The organism is Gilliamella sp. ESL0250 (assembly GCF_013345045.1).
GTDB classification, from domain to species: Bacteria; Pseudomonadota; Gammaproteobacteria; order Enterobacterales; family Orbaceae; genus Gilliamella; species Gilliamella apicola_H.
Window position 1 is genome coordinate 13780 of record NZ_JAAEDV010000013.1, and the last position, 19539, is coordinate 33318.

At 35.8% G+C, this 19539-nt stretch carries 20 protein-coding genes and 1 tRNA gene; 9 read left to right on the forward strand and 12 right to left on the reverse strand.

Going from position 1 to position 19539, the window contains the following annotated elements; translation table 11 throughout:
- Positions 1–392: 392 nt before the first annotated feature.
- Positions 393–480: transfer RNA gene (locus GYY69_RS10255), tRNA-Ser, on the reverse strand.
- Between the two features lie 193 nt (positions 481–673).
- Between GYY69_RS10255 and GYY69_RS10260 the strand changes: the two genes are divergently transcribed.
- The 6 genes from GYY69_RS10260 to GYY69_RS10285 are packed head-to-tail and all read left to right on the forward strand — an operon-like array spanning position 674 to position 4188.
- On the forward strand, positions 674–991 hold the full coding sequence (locus GYY69_RS10260; RefSeq protein ID WP_174797581.1) for a TusE/DsrC/DsvC family sulfur relay protein: 318 nt from the start codon (positions 674–676) through the stop codon (positions 989–991).
- A gap of 21 nt (positions 992–1012) precedes the next feature.
- Entirely contained in the window at positions 1013–1309 is a 297-nt protein-coding gene (ftsB, locus tag GYY69_RS10265) for a cell division protein FtsB (protein WP_174797582.1), read from the forward strand.
- Entirely contained in the window at positions 1309–2022 is a 714-nt protein-coding gene (ispD, locus tag GYY69_RS10270; protein ID WP_174797583.1) for a 2-C-methyl-D-erythritol 4-phosphate cytidylyltransferase, read from the forward strand. Before ftsB ends, ispD begins: the two co-directional genes overlap by 1 nt.
- Before the next feature lie 4 nt (positions 2023–2026).
- Complete coding sequence (gene ispF / locus GYY69_RS10275) at positions 2027–2512, forward strand: 2-C-methyl-D-erythritol 2,4-cyclodiphosphate synthase (RefSeq protein WP_174797584.1); 486 nt, start codon at positions 2027–2029, stop codon at positions 2510–2512.
- A gap of 21 nt (positions 2513–2533) precedes the next feature.
- On the forward strand, positions 2534–3556 hold the full coding sequence (gene truD, locus GYY69_RS10280; RefSeq protein WP_342354078.1) for a tRNA pseudouridine(13) synthase TruD: 1023 nt from the start codon (positions 2534–2536) through the stop codon (positions 3554–3556).
- Positions 3557–3561: 5 nt separating this feature from the next.
- Complete coding sequence (locus GYY69_RS10285) at positions 3562–4188, forward strand: protein-L-isoaspartate(D-aspartate) O-methyltransferase (RefSeq protein WP_174797585.1); 627 nt, start codon at positions 3562–3564, stop codon at positions 4186–4188.
- A 103-nt stretch (positions 4189–4291) separates the two neighbouring features.
- Here the strand turns inward: GYY69_RS10285 and pnuC are convergent, their stop codons facing one another.
- Positions 4292–4981, reverse strand: a complete 690-nt coding sequence (gene pnuC / locus GYY69_RS10290; protein WP_174797586.1) for a nicotinamide riboside transporter PnuC — start codon at positions 4979–4981, stop codon at positions 4292–4294.
- A gap of 6 nt (positions 4982–4987) precedes the next feature.
- Entirely contained in the window at positions 4988–6220 is a 1233-nt protein-coding gene (gene nadR, locus GYY69_RS10295; RefSeq protein WP_174797587.1) for a multifunctional transcriptional regulator/nicotinamide-nucleotide adenylyltransferase/ribosylnicotinamide kinase NadR, read from the reverse strand.
- Positions 6221–6464: 244 nt separating this feature from the next.
- On the opposite strand from nadR, the gene GYY69_RS10300 reads away from it, so the two are divergent.
- Both GYY69_RS10300 and recD read left to right on the forward strand, forming a co-directional pair.
- Positions 6465–8048: a DUF4139 domain-containing protein gene (locus tag GYY69_RS10300; RefSeq protein WP_174797588.1), complete on the forward strand. Its 1584-nt coding sequence runs from the start codon at positions 6465–6467 to the stop codon at positions 8046–8048.
- A 25-nt stretch (positions 8049–8073) separates the two neighbouring features.
- Positions 8074–9924 (forward strand): exodeoxyribonuclease V subunit alpha, encoded by a 1851-nt coding sequence (gene recD, locus GYY69_RS10305; RefSeq protein ID WP_174797589.1) that lies wholly within the window; start codon positions 8074–8076, stop codon positions 9922–9924.
- Positions 9925–10026: 102 nt separating this feature from the next.
- Here the strand turns inward: recD and GYY69_RS10310 are convergent, their stop codons facing one another.
- The 9 genes from GYY69_RS10310 to rsfS all read right to left on the reverse strand — a co-directional run bounded on the left by GYY69_RS10310 (position 10027) and on the right by rsfS (position 17252).
- The gene (locus GYY69_RS10310) at positions 10027–10752 is read right to left on the reverse strand and encodes an amino acid ABC transporter ATP-binding protein (RefSeq protein ID WP_174797590.1); all 726 of its coding nucleotides are present in this window, start codon (positions 10750–10752) and stop codon (positions 10027–10029) included.
- Positions 10749–11450: an ABC transporter permease subunit gene (locus tag GYY69_RS10315; protein ID WP_174797591.1), complete on the reverse strand. Its 702-nt coding sequence runs from the start codon at positions 11448–11450 to the stop codon at positions 10749–10751. Before GYY69_RS10315 ends, GYY69_RS10310 begins: the two co-directional genes overlap by 4 nt.
- Before the next feature lies 1 nt (position 11451).
- Complete coding sequence (locus tag GYY69_RS10320) at positions 11452–12186, reverse strand: amino acid ABC transporter permease (RefSeq protein WP_174797592.1); 735 nt, start codon at positions 12184–12186, stop codon at positions 11452–11454.
- 149 nt (positions 12187–12335) lie between these two features.
- Positions 12336–13244, reverse strand: coding sequence for a glutamate/aspartate ABC transporter substrate-binding protein (locus tag GYY69_RS10325; protein ID WP_174797593.1), 909 nt, complete (start codon positions 13242–13244; stop codon positions 12336–12338).
- A gap of 227 nt (positions 13245–13471) precedes the next feature.
- Positions 13472–15013: an apolipoprotein N-acyltransferase gene (gene lnt, locus GYY69_RS10330; protein WP_174797594.1), complete on the reverse strand. Its 1542-nt coding sequence runs from the start codon at positions 15011–15013 to the stop codon at positions 13472–13474.
- Positions 15006–15878, reverse strand: a complete 873-nt coding sequence (gene corC / locus GYY69_RS10335; RefSeq protein WP_174797595.1) for a CNNM family magnesium/cobalt transport protein CorC — start codon at positions 15876–15878, stop codon at positions 15006–15008. The genes lnt and corC overlap by 8 nt, the downstream gene beginning before the upstream one ends.
- A gap of 100 nt (positions 15879–15978) precedes the next feature.
- Positions 15979–16446, reverse strand: coding sequence for an rRNA maturation RNase YbeY (ybeY, locus tag GYY69_RS10340; protein ID WP_174797596.1), 468 nt, complete (start codon positions 16444–16446; stop codon positions 15979–15981).
- A 13-nt stretch (positions 16447–16459) separates the two neighbouring features.
- A complete protein-coding gene (gene rlmH / locus GYY69_RS10345) occupies positions 16460–16930 on the reverse strand; it encodes a 23S rRNA (pseudouridine(1915)-N(3))-methyltransferase RlmH (RefSeq protein WP_174797597.1) in 471 nt (156 codons plus the stop codon).
- Positions 16931–16934: 4 nt separating this feature from the next.
- Positions 16935–17252, reverse strand: coding sequence for a ribosome silencing factor (gene rsfS / locus GYY69_RS10350; protein WP_065585972.1), 318 nt, complete (start codon positions 17250–17252; stop codon positions 16935–16937).
- 1101 nt (positions 17253–18353) lie between these two features.
- On the opposite strand from rsfS, the gene GYY69_RS10355 reads away from it, so the two are divergent.
- On the forward strand, positions 18354–19337 hold the full coding sequence (locus GYY69_RS10355; RefSeq protein ID WP_174797598.1) for a hypothetical protein: 984 nt from the start codon (positions 18354–18356) through the stop codon (positions 19335–19337).
- Positions 19338–19539: the final 202 nt, after the last annotated feature.

Below are 19539 nucleotides of genomic sequence, written 5' to 3' on the forward strand. Positions count from 1 at the left end.
TCATGGTGCTAATCAAGAATAATCTATCAAAGATCAAAGCTCCTGCGTTATGCGGGGCGCCGAATAGGTTAGAGCCTGCTAGCCTGCACTTTAATGACAGAAAGTCACAAAATGCTCATGACTTTTAACAGCTCTGATTCAGGGTTACCTTCTATTCTTGATTAAAAAGCCGTTAAATCGGCACTAGTGCATCTTGATAATCTTTTTCGTTCTTAGTTGATTTAATTAGTAGCTTTAGCATACCATCAATACATAAGCAAAATTAACTAGTAAATAATTTAGATTAGCTAGCAAAGTACTATTAGCTGTTTGAATGATATATCATATTATATGGTATGCTAAGAAATATTTATTTTCTATCTTGTGGAGTTTTAATTGATACATAAAGAAGATGGCGGAAGCGCAGAGATTCGAACTCTGGGAGGGTCGCCCCTCGCCGGTTTTCAAGACCGGTGCTTTCAACCGCTCAGCCACACTTCCGCAATGGCTGTGAATATTAAAGGAGACTTGCTGATTTGTAAATAGCTATTTTAAGATTTTTTATCGTTTGCTTTAAATTTCGTCAAATTTTATGGGAATTAAGCAATCGATGAGGTATTTGCCTGCAAAATTAGTGTTGGATTTTGATTAATTGGGTATAATACAACATAAATTAAATAGCGTACTTTGAAAAATGTTAGAACAGATAGAAACCGATGATAAAGGTTATTTAAAAAATTGGCAGGATTGGAGTGTTGATTTGGTTCCTAAATTGGCAGCCAAAGAGTCCATTGAATTAACCGATGCACATTGGGAAGTGATTTTATTTGTTCGTGATTTTTACTTAGAATATAAAACCTCACCAGCTATACGCGCGTTAGTTAAAGCGATGGAAAAAAAGTTTGGTGCAGAAAAGGGTAATAGTCGTTATTTGTATAAGTTATTTCCCGAAGGCCCAGCTAAACAAGCGACTAAACTTGCTGGCTTACCAAAACCAGTTAAATGTATATAGATAAGGGATAAGACTAAATTCATGAGAAGATGGAAGCTCCCTTTATTGCTATTGGTTATACTAGGTTATCTACAGTATTCTTTATGGTATGGAAAAAATAACGTGTACGACTATCAAGGCAATGTAGAAATGTTAGTCAATTTGCGAGCTGATAACGAGAAGTTAAAGGCTCGTAACGAACAGATGTTTGCTGAAATTGATGATTTACAACGTGGCTATGAAGCAATAGAGGAGCGTGCGCGTAGCCATTTAGGGATGGTTAAATCTAATGAATATTTTTATCGAATTATAATTGATTCGGATACAAAAAAACGATAATGCATAACATAAATAATCTTCATGATATCATCGCTATTGTGCCGGCAGCAGGAATTGGTTGCCGTATGAATAGCCAAACCCCCAAACAATACCTAGAAATTGGTTCAAAGACGATTTTAGAACATACACTGAATAAATTATTAACGCACCCTCAAATTGCGAAAGTTATTGTTGTAATCAGCCCGGAAGATAACTTATTTAATACCCTTTCGATCGCCTTACACGATAAGATTAAAGTTACTTTAGGTGGCAAAACTCGCGCTGATTCTGTGTTAGCCGGATTACAACTGTTAAATGATCAGCAGTGGGCTTTAGTTCATGATGCAGCAAGGCCTTGTGTTGATCATGATGATATTACGCGCCTAATTGAAATGGTAACAAATAAAAAACAAGGTGGCATATTAGCCACCCGTATTAGTGATACGATAAAACGAGCGTATCAAAATAATGACACTGTTATTGATTATACTGAAGATCGAACTTATTTATGGGGCGCAGCAACGCCTCAACTATTTAATGCCGGTGAATTAAAATCATGTTTGCAACAAGCTTTAAATCATCATGTTGCCATTACAGATGAAGCTTCAGCGATTGAATATTGTGGCGGGCATCCTTTATTGATTGAATGTCGCCGAGATAATATAAAAATAACGCGTCCTGAAGATTTAGCATTGGCTACTTTTTATTTGACTAAGCAGATTCCAAATAGGTGAAAATATGAGAATAGGTCATGGATTTGATGTTCATAAGTTTGGTGGTGAGGGGCCAATAACTCTTGCTGGCGTAAAAATTCCTTATCAATATGGCCTTGTTGCGCATTCTGATGGAGATGTCGTATTACATGCAATAACCGATGCCTTAATTGGTGCATTAGCATTAGGTGATATTGGTAAGCTATTTCCAGACACTGATCCTAAATATAAAGGCATAGATAGCCGTATATTATTGACAGAAGTATACAGCCTAGTTCAAGCTAAAGGTTATGAACTTGTGAATCTGGATACTACTATCATCGCACAAGAACCCAAAATGCGGCCTCATGTAGATCAAATGCGGGTTAATATCGCTGAAGATCTAAAAGTGCATTTTGATCAAATTAGTGTAAAAGCGACAACGACTGAGCAATTAGGCTTTACAGGACGTAAAGAGGGCATCGCGTGCCAAGCGGTTGTTTTATTAACCAAAAAGTCCAAAGCAGATTAAATTTAAATATAGGCAATACAAGTGTTAGCAAAACTTAATTATTTATATGGAAAACCAACCACGACAGGGCAGTATAAACAGCAACATGAAGATTTTATGGTTACAGAAGATCTTGGTTTTGAGTTGACTGGCGATGGTGAACATGTTTTAGTTTTTTTGCAAAAACGTGATTGTAATACTATTTTTGTGGCTGAGCAGTTAGCTAAATATGTTGGTATTTCAGCCAAGCTTGTGAGTTATGCTGGATTAAAAGATCGTCAAGCGATAACTACGCAGTGGTTTAGCTTACATATGCCTGGTCAGCAAACGCCTGATTTTTCGGCATTTGATTTAGCTGGTTGCCAGATACTAAAAGTCACTCGGCATAATAAGAAATTAAAAATAGGTGCATTAAAGGGTAATTATTTTAAAATTAGATTAAGAAATTTAAATACCCAATCTGAAATCGAATCTAAATTAGTCTTAATCGAACAACATGGCGTGCCTAATTATTTTGGTGAGCAGCGTTTTGGTCGAGATGAAAATAATATTACCCAAGCCATAAAATGGGCTAGTGGCGAGATTTCGGTTAAAGATCGTAAAAAGCGTAGCTTTTATCTTTCTGCTGCACGTAGTGCGATTTTTAATGATATTGTCAGCCAACGAATAGCTCAAAATTTACATCAAATTGTGTTAGATGGCGATATATTACAACTAGCACAGCGTGGTAGCTGGTTTGTTGCACAAGAAGATGAACTCGATTTATTACAGCAACGACTTGAAAATGGTGAAATTAATATTACCGCACCAATGGTGGGTGATTCACCACTCGGAACACGCTTTAAAGCATTTGATTTTGAACAAAAATGTTTAGAAAGTTGGTCTGAATTTAATAATCTATTTAAAAAAGAACGTGTCGAAACAGCAAGACGGTCAATATTATTACGAGCAGATCAGCTTAATTGGCAATGGTTGGATGATAGCACTCTTGAGATCGATTTTTATTTGCCATCAGGTTGTTATGCAACAAGTGTGATACGTGAATTAATAATGGAAAATGAGTAGCCCAAATGCAAAATCTAAAAATGCAATCCCTAATTAAATTCTTGCGTCAGCAAGGAATAAAAGACGAGTATGTTTTAGATGCTATCGCTTCAATTCCACGGGAGCATTTTGTTGATGAAGCCCTTTCGCATCAAGCTTATGATGATCGTCCACTTCCAATAGGCAATGGTCAAACTATTTCTCAACCCTATATTGTAGCGAAGATGACGGAACTATTAAAATTAGAGCCTAATTCTAAAGTGCTTGAAATTGGGACTGGCTCTGGGTATCAAACCGCTGTTTTGGCAAAGTTAGTTGAGCATGTTTGTTCAGTGGAAAGAATTAAAAGCCTACAGTGGAATACGAAACGTCGTTTAAAGCAACTTGATATTCACAACATTTCAACGCGTCATGGTGATGGCTGGTTAGGTTGGCCTGAACGAGGACCCTTTGATGGCATCATCGTTACCGCAGCTGCATCCGAAGTGCCACAAAGCTTGTTAGAACAATTGGCAGATAAAGGACGATTAGTTATTCCTGTTGGTAAAAATACACAGGCTCTACAATTAATTGAGCGTGATGGCAATAACTTTGTAGCCAAAAATATGGGCAAGGTGATATTTGTACCTTTGGTTAAAGGCGATATAGAATAATTGCTGTTGATGTCAAATAAAAAATAGAAAATAAAATACTTATTTTCTATTTTTATACTGAAACATAGTGTTTTCTGAAACTTTTTGACAAAATCTGGTATATTTATTCTTCCTGTTCAGAACGTTTCCATTCACAAATCCCATAAATAGCATTAAACAGATAAATTAAGTACTGTGTTGCGATAATGATATTGTCGGTATAGATATTTAAACCAATCACCAATACGTTTAATATGACCCATAAATACCAGTTGAAATAGTATCTCAACATTAATAATAACTGAGCAACAACGCCTAATCCAAAAATGAAACAGTTAGCCATGAGTTGGTAGCTTGTATTGGTTGCACCTATTTCATTGGTTAAGTAAATATTGAAAAAAGCAGCAACAATCAAAAAGATGAGTGCATATAAAAATGCAGTTTCATTGAGTGAACGGACTTTAACATTTTTATGGTTATCAAGATTTTTTTGCCAAGTGAATAAACCGTAGATGTGTGAACAAAAATAGTAAACAGGCGGTAGTCCTGCACCAATATTGCCTCCAAGAACATTAGCACAACATTCTGCAACTACGGCAAACATACCTAATACATTGCCCATATTTTTACGTTTTGCTAATAAAATGACACAGAGTAGGCCACAAAAAGCGCCTATGTAAGAAGCCGTATAGCGTAAATTAAATTGAGTAAATGGATCGGTATATAAGAATGCTAGCGTGACACATAATATACAAAAAAATGGATAAAATTTATTGCGTCCGATTGAAATGGTAAGATCGTTTAATTTATTCATAATTTATTACTCTTCATCGTTGATAAGTTGATTAACTAGTTCAATACAGCGTAAATAACGCACTTCGTAATCAGGAGAATCTATTTGTATATAGTTAATGTTGTTTTTTTCTAATAATGTTATCAATAACTGTTGAAAATCTTTGCGCTGTTTGGGACTGCCTAAATGGCGTAAACCATCGGCAACCCATGGTGTGTTATTACCTAACAAAATAACCAAATCAAAACGATAATTATTGATCATCGCCTGTAAAAAAGGATGTTCTTTACCCTCGTATTTTTTACAAAAAGCTTGAGTTGTGACAAAATCAGTATCAATAAACGAAACTTTATTGGCATGTTTTATCGCAAAATCAATATATTGAGCATGTCCTAGTGCAATTTTGTCATAGTCGGCATATTGTAAGGCGCGCTCATCACCGCCTAAGTGTGAAAATACATAATCGCGTCCATACTCCCACGCACTAGTAGTATTAAATACGTTCGCTAGTTTATTTACTAACGTCGATTTACCACTGGACTCGCCACCTAAAATGGCGACAGTTCTGACAAAAAATGGTCTAACTTCAGTTGGAATGTACTGCCAGTTTTTCAGTGGTGCTTGGCGAATTTGAGTGCCACTGACTTGCATAAATTGTCGTTTTGGATCAATGAGCATTGTGTCTAAATCAAATAAATCTTTATACATCTTAACGTCTTGTGGTTCACTTGAGTAAACGCAATCTGGCTTGATGCCTTTTTCTTGAAACAGTTTTTTAACTCGTTCACTCCACTCATGCCACCCATTAGGATAAGTAGGAATGCCGTCTTCTTCTAATAATTCAATATGGATATTTTTTTGATATTTAAAGGTTTGCAGTAGCCAGCGAATTCTATCATTGATCGTGGGCTGGCGAGACATTGCACTTTGTTCAAATAATGCCATATCACGAATGGTATCGGAACAAAGCACGACATACAGTTCATCAACTTGGCTAATTGCGCGCTGAATAAGATAGATATGTCCAGTATGTAAAGGATAAAATTTGCCAAAAATGATGCCTACTTTCTTATTTTTGGTGGATTCTTCGATTTGTAAATATTGGTGGAGCGATTGTAATTTTTGTGCGCTAGGGTTTTTAATTTTATCATTAATGAGCTGACTTAAGTAACCCTTAGTCATTTGGCAAGCATCGGCAACTGTCTGCAATGATATATTTTTCCGTTTTATTGCTTTTTTTAGATAACTGAAGCTATTCATAATAGTCTCCTTATTTTGGTGTTTTTTATTTTAAACAAAATATAAACCATTTTAATCTATTGTTCAATATGCTAAACATAAAATAATTTATTTTTATTTAGCTTTATTAAAATTTATAGCAATTAAGCTGAAAATAGTGAATACTCTTTTACCATTAATGATTTTAGGTAGTGGCTGTTTGTTGTTTGCTTATAACCTAAATATATTCCAATAATTAACTTTCTAATTCGATTGAAAAGAAAATATGAAAATTCAAAAATTAGCTTTTTTTATTGCATTTACCTCTAGTAGTGTCTTAGCAAACAATAATGTCACACTCAATAAAGTAACGCTTTTTTTACGAGGAGCTGAATTGCAGGGGCAATCAACGGTATTACTAAGTAAAGGGGAAAGTGAAATTTTATTGACTGGCATTGCCGATGGTGTCAAAGCAAATTCAATTAATGTAGGATTTGGTAATGATGCTAACGTGAAAGTATTATCAACGTCATTAAATGATAACTATGCTGGCGATAATAAACCAAGCGCAGATATTAAACCTTTACTTGACGAGTTAAAGCAATTACAAGAAAAACATGATACCGTCGAAATACAATTAAAAGCCGTATCTGAACAAGTTACCCTTTTACAGGGGAATCGCTTAGATTTGTTAGTTAAAAATTTAAATAACGATTTAGACGGAATGAAAAATGCGTTGGAATTTGTTAAAACAAATTTAGTGACGGCCTTAAATGAACAAAACAAACTACAGAAAGAAGTCGATCAGATTGATGCACAAATCGCACAATGCCAAGATAAGATTGATAAACAAAAAGCGTTGACCAAGCCTTTGACCAATGCAATTACCGTAAAAGTTTATTCTGATAAAGATATTAGCTTGCCAGTAACTTTATCGTACGTCACCAATAAAGCTGGTTGGGCGCCTGTTTATGATGTGCGCGTTGCGGATATCAATTCTCCATTACAACTCACTTATAAAGCAGACATTTATCAAAATAGTGGTTTAGATTGGCAAAATGTGGATTTTAGTTTATCGACATCTAATCCTAGTGATGGAATAACTGCCCCTGATTTAATGCCTTGGTATATCGATTTGTATACCACAAAAGGTGGATTCTTTTTTTCTAAGAGCGAAAAAGATTATGATGAAATAAGTGCAAAAGCGTCAAGATCAGTGCGTCCTGATGATAATGTATTAACTAAAACGTTAGGTATCAATACCCGCTTTGAGGTCAAATTGCCTTATACCATTAAATCCAATAGCCACAGTAATATTCTTACTTTACAAAACAAAGAAGTGGAAGCGAAATATCATTATATTGCTATTCCTAAATTAGATAGCAGTGTGTACTTACAAGCGCAAATTGCTGATTGGGATAAACTTAACCTTTTGCCAGGAAAGTCTACGGTATTTTTTAACGGTAATTATATTGGCGAAAGTTTTATTACTACTAAAGATATAAAAGAAACACTAGATATCTCTTTAGGAAAAGATAACAATATTTTTATTTCACGTAATCGTAATATTAATGAAACATCAAAACCTTCGTTATTTGGCAATGATATTTCACAAAAATATGCCTATACCATTGATGTAAAAAATGCCAAATCGCTACCCATTGATATTGTTGTTTATGATCAGCTACCAAATATTATCAATAAGACAGTAGTACTTGATGAGGCTAAATATGATAGTGCAAACTATAATAAAGAAACCGGTCAATTAATGTGGCAGTTTAAGTTGAATCCAAATGAAAATAAAAATCTTAGTTTAAGCTTTAAACTGACTTATCCAAAAGATAAAGTTAACGATATAATTGGATTATAAATGAGTGAATCACAGAAAATACAGTATGTTAAACGAATGGTTAAACCAATTTAAACAAGACAATCAAATTAGTTTGCTGGATATTCATTTGTCAGTATTTTTAACGAATAAAGCAAAGCTAAATGATGATATTACGATCAAACGATTCAGTTTTTTAGTGATAACGCTAAGTAAAGAAGTAAGATCTGGTCATGTTTGCTTGGATCTTAGTTACCTAAACCAACCTACGATTGAACCGCAGCTTTGGTTAGCCTTAGGCTCGCCAAACGAGCAAGATTGGATAAACGCACTTAAACAAGCACAAAATAGTCAAATTGTGAGTGATGGAACAAATTTATCTCCGCTTATCTTTATTGAAAATAAACTCTATTTTCAAAGAATGTGGATGGATGAAAAAAATGTTGCTCAATATTTCAATCACACAATCCTTAATAAAAAATCAAATTGCGATGCTGATTTAAATACTATACTTAATCAGCTTTTTACCGATAATCACGCTGAAATTGATTGGCAAAAAGTGGCGGTTGCTGCGGCATTAACGCGTAAAGTCGCGATTATTTCGGGCGGACCTGGTACAGGTAAAACAACCACTGTCGCTAAAATTTTAGCCGGAATTTTGTTAACTGCGCCGAATGCGCGAATTATTACGGCGGCCCCGACAGGGAAAGCCGCATCAAGATTAACCGAATCATTGAGTCGCACAATTGAACAACTCGCTTTTGTATCACTCAATATAAAAGCAGAAGCAATCACTTTACACCGTTTATTAGGTGCAAAAGCAGATAATCGTTCATTCAAGCATGATAAAAATAACCCGTTGCATGTTGATGTGTTAGTCATTGATGAAGCCTCAATGGTGGATTTAAATATGATGGCAAGAGTCATTGAAGCCTTACCCACGTCTGCGCGTTTAATTTTGTTGGGCGATAAAGATCAGCTCTCATCGGTCGAAGCTGGTGCGGTATTTGGTGATCTGTGTACCTTTATTACGCATGGTTATAGTGAGCCACGAGCAAAAGAGCTAAGTCAATTAACGGGCTATGTTGTGCCTGCTTGCGAGCAAACAGCGACAATCACTGACAGTATTTGCTTATTACAAAAAAGCTATCGTTTTAACAAATCGTCTGGTATTGGATTGTTGGCTAATGCAGTTAAAGAGGGGCGCTCAACTGTCGTTAAAAAATTATTAAACGATGAGTCATTAAGTGATATCCAATATCATGCACTTTCATCCCAACAAGCTTATGAAGATGTTTTACATGATAGTATTAATCACTATAAACATTATTTAAATGTCATTAAGCAATATGGAACTAATGATATTGCGGCAGTTTTAGCTAAATTTGCCGAATATCGCTTACTTTGTGCCGTAAGAGAAGGATATTTTGGTGTAGAGGGTTTAAACAAGCAAATTGAGTTGCTATTAGCCAAAAATAAATTGATTCACTTAAAAAGCAAAGAAACTTGGTACGTTGGTCGGCCAATTATGATTTTACGCAATAGTGCTTCACTAGGGCTGTATAATGGTGATATTGGCATTACATTAATGGCCGAAAAGGATAGCGCAAAATTACGTGTATATTTCCCGTTTGCTGATGGATCTATTAAAGGATTTTCGCCATTTCGATTACCTGAGCATGAAACAGCTTACGCTATGACAATCCATAAATCGCAAGGTTCAGAATTCGATGATGTGAATATTATCTTACCGACTGATTATTCGCCGTTGCTTAACCGTTCTTTGCTTTATACAGCAATTACCCGCGCTAAAAAAGCCGTTTCAATTTATGCGACTGAAGCAATCTTGTCACAAGCAATTAAATCACAAACACAAAGGCATAGTGGTTTAGTTAGTTTATTGCAGAACAATGGTTGAGTTGATTTTCTAAATGCGCTAATACAGATAATTCTTTATAAAATGATGGATAAATCAAGGAAGAAACACTAAAACAGGGCGATAAGCCCTGTAATAATTAACTTAATGAATAATCTTAGCTAAAAAGTCTTTAGCTCGATCTGATTGTGGATTAGTAAAGAACTGCTCTTTTGACGTATCTTCAATAATTTCACCTGCATCCATAAAGATAACCCGATGTGCAACTTTACGTGCAAAGCCCATTTCGTGCGTAACAACCATCATGGTCATTCCTTCATAAGCAAGCTCAACCATCACATCTAATACTTCATTCACCATTTCAGGATCAAGTGCTGAGGTTGGTTCGTCAAACAACATTACAATCGGATCCATACATAGCGCACGAGCAATGGCAACACGTTGTTGTTGACCGCCTGAAAGCTGTGCAGGGTATTTATCTGCATGAGCAAGTAAACCAACGCGCTCTAACAAGTTAAGCGCTTTTTCGCGAGCTTCTTCATCGGCTCGACCTAACACTTTAATTTGTGCAAGGGTGAGATTTTTTAAAATAGTTAAATGTGGGAATAGTTCAAAATGTTGAAATACCATACCCACTTTAGAGCGTAACTTTGCTAAGTTAGTCGCTTTACTTGTAACTTCAGTTCCATCAATAATAATTTTGCCTTTTTGTACAGGCTCTAAACAATTTACTGTTTTTATCAAAGTTGATTTACCTGAACCTGAAGGACCACAAACCACCACAACTTCGCCTTTACCGACTCGAGTTGTGCAGTTTTTTAATACTTGAAATTGTCCATACCATTTTGATATATTTTCTAAGGAGATCATCGACTTATCCCTTTCTTGAAATAATTAACTAAACATGAAGCAGTGAAACAAATTATAAAATAACTTGCAGCTGCAAAAATAATCATAGAATACTTGACGGTACCACCTTGTGTATTACCGATTTGCGACACACTTGCGCCAAATAGATCAATTAAGCTCATGACATAAACCAAAGAGGTATCTTGAAATAAGATAATACCTTGTGTCAATAACAATGGCACCATAGATCTAAAGGCTTGAGGTAAAATAATCAAACGCATTGCTTGGCTTTTGGTCATACCTAATGCATAAGCTGCATGATATTGACCTTTAGCAACAGCATTGATACCCGCACGAATGATTTCAGAATAATACGCAGCTTCGAACAGCGCAAAAGCAATCATCGCTGATGCAATACGCACATCTGCATATGGTGGCAAGTTAAACAGGTATTTAATGACCTGAGGAAGTGCTAAATAGAACCATAACAACACTAATAATAGTGGAATGGAGCGGAATAAATTGACATAGCATTTAGAAAAAACGTTAAGTACCTTATTATTTGATAAACGCATTAATGCCAGTACTGTTCCCCAAATAATACCGAAAACCACAGCTGTAAGGGTGATTTTAGTTGTTAACCATAATCCACTTAATAATAAGTGATAATTATCTAATACTAGTGAAGGTATATCGGCAATCCAATGAAATAACTGCATTTTATCCTCCGTGATTCATATTAGGTAAACGAGTATGTTTTTCGACAATTCGCATGACAGTAATTACCACATAGTTAATCAGCATAAAGGCAATCGTGACACCGCATAATATTTCGATAATGCTATTGGTTGACTCATTAATGCGATCAATTTCACCAATTAAATCAATTAATCCTATCGTTGAAGCAACCGATGAATTTTTAATAATATTGGTCATTTCTGACGTTAATGGCGGAATAATACGTCGATAAGCATTTGGTAATAATACGTACATATAAGCTTGTCGATTAGTTAAACCAAGTGCAATAGCAGCATATCGTTGACCTTTAGGTAAAGTTTGAATACCTGTTCTTACTTGTTCTGCTATACGCGCAGATGTAAATAGCCCTAACGCGATTGCGGCAGTGATAAATGCGCTTATATTCGGTGATAAGTCAGATGTAAACCAAGTTCGTACACTACCACTTAATATTACTGGTAGTATCATATACCACAAAAACATTTGCACAAGTAACGGAATATTACGAAATAGCTGAATATAACTTGCCGCAAAGTTATTTAGAAATTGATTTTCTAAAGTTCTACATATCCCTACCAGTGACCCCAGTACAAAAGCGATGATCCAAGCAGTCACAGCTAATGAAACTGTCACAACAATGCCATCTAATAGCCAATTTAAGTAAACTCCATCACCATAAGGGGTGGATTGAAAAAATAACATCCAATTAAAGCTCATAATGGAGTCTAAAAAACTCCTCAATAAAGCTGTAATAGGTTCAAAAGAGAGTGTCCAATTAAAACTCATAATATATTTAATTCACTAAATTAGATCATGTACTAAATGTAATTCATTTAGTACATTGGATTAGAAAGATAAGAAAAGTATTAATCTAATGCTTTATCATTAGGATTGGCAAATAGCTCAACCATTTTTGGCGAAATTTCAAGACTCATATTTGCGCCTTTTGGCGGAACAGGTTGAGTAAACCATTTGTTATAGGATTCTAAAGCCTTTCCTGATTTTTGCGCATCAGCAATTGTCTTGTCCATCAATTGTTTAAATTGAGTATCGCCTTTTCTCAACATACAACCATAAGCTTCATAAGAAAGCGGTTCACCAACAATTTTCCATTCAGCAGGATTAATTGCACGAGAACGTTCGCCTGCAAGTAGCGCATCGTCCATTAAAAATGCTGCAGCTCGACCTGTTTCTAACGCATTAAACGCATCACCATGATCTTTTGGTGTAATGATTCGAATACCTAAGTTATCTTTATTGTTGATTTGGTTTAAACGGATTTCAGAAGTTGTACCTGCTGTCGTTACCACATTTTTACCTTTTAGATCTTCGATACTATTGATATTGCTATCCGCTTTAACTAGGAAGCGCGTACCAACAATAAAAATACTGTCTGAAAAATCAACTGTTTTTTGACGTTCAAGATTATTAGTTGTCGAACCACATTCGAAATCATAGGTATAGTTGTTAAGTAGTTGAATACGCGTCTTAGAAGTAACTGGTAAATATTTTACTTTAAGATCAGGTAAGTTTAATTCTTTTTTAACCGCATCGACGATTAAATTAGAATAATCTTGTGAGTAACCAATAACTTCTTGATTATCACCATAATAGGAAAATGGAATAGAAGATTCTCGATGACCAACAACAATAACACCACTATCTTTAATTTTTGCTAATGTACCACTCAGTTCTTCTGCAACAGCCGAACCAGTCATTAGTCCTAACATTGCAAATGATAATACTAATTTGGTTAATTTTGTCTTTTTGTTCATGCTTGTCTCCTACTGTTTAGTTTGTATCATATTAAATAATTTTAATATTTTTACAAAGGGCGTATATTATAACTTATTTTTTACCATAAAAGTACTTTTTACTGTTTATTTATCTATCATTGGAGCTAGATGTAACCAATAATTAACGCAATATTACGATGATTGATTACACCAATACTTAGTTAAATCCAATTATATTTAAGCAATAATTATGCCAGTATCGTTAATTATGAACGTTTTTTTATAAAAAGTGAGATAAGCATTAGTGCCATCATAGCAAAATAAGGCCAATTTCCCCATCTTGCATAAGGCGTTAAACCCGTTGTGGGCGATACAGTTGCCGATAAAACCGCTGTTTTAAATTGTGGTAACTGTTTAACAATATTGCCGTGTGGATCGATAATTGCGGTAATGCCTGTGTTTGTGCTACGGATTAAAGACCTACCAAATTCTAATGCTCTAGCTTGCGCCATTTGCAGATGTTGCTTAGGACCAATACTATCACCAAACCATGCATCATTTGATACGGTCAGTAAAAAATCGCTGTCTGCGGTAAAATTTTGCCACATTAAATGTGATAAAATCACTTCATAGCAAATGGCCGTGGTAAATTTAAAGTCTTTTATTTGTAATTGAGGCTGTTTTGCTTCGCCAGATTTCATCGATGACATAGGAATATTGAGCAATTCAGCAATTGGTTCAAGTACTGATTCTAGTGGTGTAAACTCTCCAAAAGGCACTAAATGGTGTTTTTGATAACGATTAGTTGTTGGATATTGATAAGGTTCTTTTTCACCTAATACCAACAAAGTATTGTAGAGATCTCCGTTAGCTTGATATCCTGTTTCACCAAAGCGATAATCTATAATGCCTACAGCGATTTCAGTATTATGAGCTCTAGCTTCATTATCGAGATATTGTAAAAAAGATTGCTGATTTATTTCGTAATCGGTGATACTGGCTTCTGACCAAATGATAATTTTATCTTTTTCAATGTTTTCTTGAGTTAGTTTTGCATAGGTTTGTAACGTGTCATTGAGTTGCTCTTTTGTCCAACGAATTGACTGCGAAATATTTCCTTGAATTAAAGCAAAATTAGCCGAACGAGTGTTATCTATCGTAGTCCAATTAATATTATCGAATGAAATTGGTGCAAAAAAGATCGTAAACAGTGCAATAATTGCACCAATTGCGTGCCGCTTTGGTGTTTTGCTGGTTATGGTCTTTATACAATAAACGAATAACCCACATAAAATAGTTAACAATAAATTAACGCCATCTATCCCAATTAGAGGGAAATAGGCTCGTAAAGAACTATCAAGCTGGCTATAACCAAGTTGCAACCAAGCAAATCCGGTTAAGATATAACCACGTAAAAATTCGGTTACTTGCCAAAGTACTGGAGATACAAGCACAAGCTGTTTAAATGAAAATTGCCCAGTAAAACGATTTGCTATGCTTAACAAAACAGTAAATAGCATCGGGTAAAGCGACAAATATACAATTAAAAGGCCTAAAACGATAATGGCAACCAGAGTAGGTAACTCGCCATATTGTTGAATACTAACATAAACCCAGTGTATCCCTGCCGTAAAATAGCCAATGCCCCAACTTAATCCGAGTAACATGGCTTGTTTTTTCGTTTTGTCGGCAATAAGCCATAAAAGCCCAGCAAACGAGACAAAAGCTAAAGGCCAAATATGAAATGGGGCATAACTAAAAACCGCTATACCACCAAAAATTAGGCTTAATAAGATTTGTTTAAACATTTTCAGGTAGCTCTAAATTGGGCACAGTTGCTCCTTCAGGAATAGTTACATGCAATTGGATGATTCGCCTTCGGTCTGCAATGGTGACTTTAAATTGATAACCATCAATAGTAATGCTTTCACCGCGTAAAGGTAACCGTCCAAAATGTTGCATCACCAGCCCGCCAATGGTGTCCATTTCGTCATCACTAAAATCAGTGGCAAAAATTTCATTAAAATCTTCAACTGGTGTAAGGGCTCGCACCGTATAAACTGAAGGTGTTAAGCGGCGAATATCCCGATCTTCTACCTCATCATATTCATCTTCAATATCGCCAACAATAAGTTCTAAAATATCTTCGATAGTCACAAGTCCTGACACACCGCCAAACTCGTCGATAGCCATCGCCATATGGTAACGCTGCATACGAAACTCTTTCAACATATGATCGACACGCTTACTTTCTGGTACGACAACGGTTGGTCTAAGGATTTTTTTGAGATCGAAATTATCAACACCTTGGCGAATAAAAATCAAAAGATCTTTAGCTAATAAAATGCCTTCTATATGATCTCTATCTTCACTAATGACAGGATAACGTGAGTGGCCATGTTCAGAAATAATATCAAGACATTCATCAAGCGAATAATTATCTTTGATCGTCACAATTTGAGAGCGGGGAATCATAATATCGCGAACGCGCTGCTCTGCTATATCCATTACGCCTTCAATCATATCAAGGGTATCTGGATCGATAAGTTCGTTTTCTTCGGCTTCGCGAATCACCTCGATAAGTTCTTCTTTATCTTTTGGCTCTGAATTAAATAACTGACTTAACCATAATGCAAACCCTTTTTTAGGCCTCCGGTGATTATCATCACTCATTTGCTCTTTTCCTTTCTTGCTTTGTTATTAATGTAACTTATTTTATATGCTTGTTGAGTTAGTTTAATTGCCATTTAACTAAACGGTTAATTGCATATTTTTATTCGTCAATCGGTTGATAAGGATCTTCAAATCCTAATTGCTGCATAATAGCAATTTCAATATTTTCCATTTCTTCGGCTTCTTCGTCAAGAATATGATCATAACCCAGTAAATGTAAACAACCATGTACAATCATATGAGCCCAGTGTGAAGTTAATGATTTATGTTGTTGCTTGGCCTCGGCTTCAACAACTTGTTTACAAATAATGAGATCGCCCAATAAAGGGACATCAATCTCAATGGGAGATTCAAAGGGAAAAGATAATACATTGGTGGGTTTATCTTTATGACGATAGGTATTATTTAATTGCTGGCTTTCTTGTTCATCAACAATACGGATAGTGAGTTCGGCATTATCCATAAATTGAGGTATAATAACATTTAACCACTGCAAAATTTGCGCTTCGGTTGGTAAATTTAGTGTATCTTCTGTAGCAATTTGCAAATCTAAAATAATGGCGCTCATTTTATTACCTTAATTATTCACGATGATAAGGATGATTAGTGGTTAAACTCCATGCACGGTAAAGACTTTCAGCCACAATGACGCGTACTAAAGGGTGGGGAAGGGTAAGTGGCGACAGCGACCAACTCTGCTGTGCTGCCGCTTTGCAAGCAGCAGATAAACCTTCAGGCCCGCCGATTAATAAACTCACATCACGTCCGTCTATTTTCCAACGTTCTAATTGTTCAGCTAAATTATGCGTTGTGTAAGGTTTACCTGGAATATCAAGAGTCACAATGCGATTGCTTTTACCGCAAGCATTTAACATCAATTCGCCTTCTTTATCCAAAATTCGGGCAATATCAGCATTTTTAGTGCGCTTACCTGCGGGGATTTCAACAAGTTCTAAAGGCATATCTTTAGGAAACCGTGACTGATAATCATCAAAAGCAGTCGTAACCCAGTTTGGCATTTTATTGCCAACAGCAATAAGCTGTATCTTCACGCAATTAACTCCAAAGCTTCTCAAGTTCGTAAAGCTGACGGCTTTCTTCTTGCATGATATGCACAATCACTGAATCCATATCAACCACGACCCAATCAGCATCACTTTGCCCTTCACTGCCTAACACCAAATGGCCCTGTTTTTTGGCTTCATCAAGCAAATGCCCTGCGATAGACGAAACATGACGGTTTGAAGTACCCGTACAAATAATCATATAATCGGTAATACTTGATTTACCGCGGACATCAAGGGTGACAATGTCTTTGCCTTTTAGATCATCAATCTTATCAATAATAAAATCTTGTAACGACTGCTGCAAAATAATCTCTCTTTTTATTAAAAATAAAGCACCATTATAGCATATATTTCAAAAATAACGGCGATGAAAAATTTACATGTAGGAAAACGTCGGGTTTTTACATGTCATGATTAAAATAATCTTCTAAAAACTCATAAGATGTTTTACCGAAAATGGTTTAAATTTTTGTTTTTTTATCTTTTTAATCACTAATGATTTGCTGATTATGCTACATTGCCATTAAAGTACATATTACTCTTTCGGCTTACCCATTCATTTGAAGGCTGGCTGTTTTCGTGAATTTTTGCTGAATAAGATAGTGATCACTCTGTTTTCTCAAATAGCTACTGTGAAGTTTCAATTAATGACCAAACGGTATAGATTCCTGAATATTTTTTACAAAAAATATAACCTAAAAAGTGAACCGTTGTGTAAATACTTCATAGTGAATACACGATTCACGTACCAAATTATGCTATCAGTTTTCGTGTTTTATATGCAATGGGAGTCATGCAATTTAATGTCTCATAGGCCTTTCGGTGCTATAAATGGTTGGACGACTGAACATAAAATGTTTAGACAAATCGGTAACGGTTATTTTTTTTATGATATAAACGCTATATTTATTGTCTGTGATAGGGCGTTAGTTTTGTTTTTTTTATGTATATTCATTGCTGTCGTTTCTCAAATTACTGTAAACAACGCGAGTAATTCCTACACTTAATAAAAATGGATATATTGGGTTGTCACTTACAGACAGATAGATCCTAAATGATGCAGCTTCCGTAATATTTGCTTTAAACAAAGAACAAACATTTCAATTAATTAAATCTTTTTATAAAACTTAATCAAAGTTACGCCTAACAAATTTTTCCAAAAAATACCCCAAAAAACTAGCCAAACTTTTTTTAAACGGTTATACTTTCATCAATTTAAAAAATAGCTTATTTAACAAGCAGGTAAACAAGCAAAATATAAATAAAACAACAATTTACTTGACAGGTGAACCATAATGCATTATCATTTTAGACACCAGACACCAGACACCAGCACTGGCAAACCTATGTCTTAAATTCCCAGAATAGCCCTATTAGACGAATTTTTACTCTCATCTCGTTGGTATCCTTGAAGTTATCCCCAAAAGTTCCGGTGATGTTGGTACTGTTCTTGTTATTGTCGTTTTCATGGTATTCACAGGCATTGGTTGGCAAAAAAGGTAATCGTAGCGATGCAATCATATTATCGCCATCACCATTTATCAACTTCGTTAGACCAGATCTGGTTTGGGGCACAGAAGATTATTACGCAGGTCCCGTTGACATATGGAACCCAAAGAAAGGATTTTTTGTGAAATCAATCAATCCCTCATCATATGCGCTTAATTTTCCGACCACGGGTGCTAATGGATTATATTTTGATTTAGACATAGAGGGCATTGATGCAAGTCAGTTGACTTGGGAACCTGTTACGCATGAGGGTATAACTGCTACAGTAGAATGGAAGATAGGAATACGGGATGAGTGGTTTGATGGTCCAGAAGATGTGACGCGAGTTACTCTAACAGGTCCTAAGCTGAATGATTCTTTGCTAGCAGAGAGTCCATCATACCTAGGTCTAGTTTATAAGCCAAATTTACCGCAGACATTCGAATTAGTGGGTAAAGATAGCGAGGGTAATGGAGTTGTAACATATGGATTTGTATTACAGAAATGGTTCGTTCTCCGCGATGCAGATGACAGATGGCCTGGTGTTCCATCACACGCAGAATGGTGTGATGGTTTAGGCTATCGACTTCCGAAAGCAAAAGACCTCACCAATGCCATCTGTCTTGATTACGATCACAACCCAGACAATGATTTATGTAGAGGTGTTGTGGGCGCTACGCCGTCATCAAGTGGTAATCATTATCAGCGTCGAATTGGGGCAGGATTTTTCACAGAGTGGGGCAAAATGTATTATTACTACGGGGCAAGATTCGGTAACGATGGCTACTCGGTAAGTGATCCTTCAACAGATAACAAAACGTACTTTGCTGTGACCTCGTTTGACGGTGAAGTGTTGCGTACCCCTTTGAATGTTGGTTATGAGGGGCTTTGCGTCACGCCTTAGCTTTTGTTTTTAGTTCTTGATTTTTTGGGCTTCGGGTGGGATTATGGTGCGAATTAAGGATAATTTAGCAAAGAACAAAGCCCTTGCGTTAGGCGGGGCGATGAGGCTAGCTATGCGCTTTTGCTACTAGATAGTAAAAGCGCTTATTCCAGAAAAATAAATCCCACCGCAATAATAAACAGAAATAGCCTGTAATTTATTG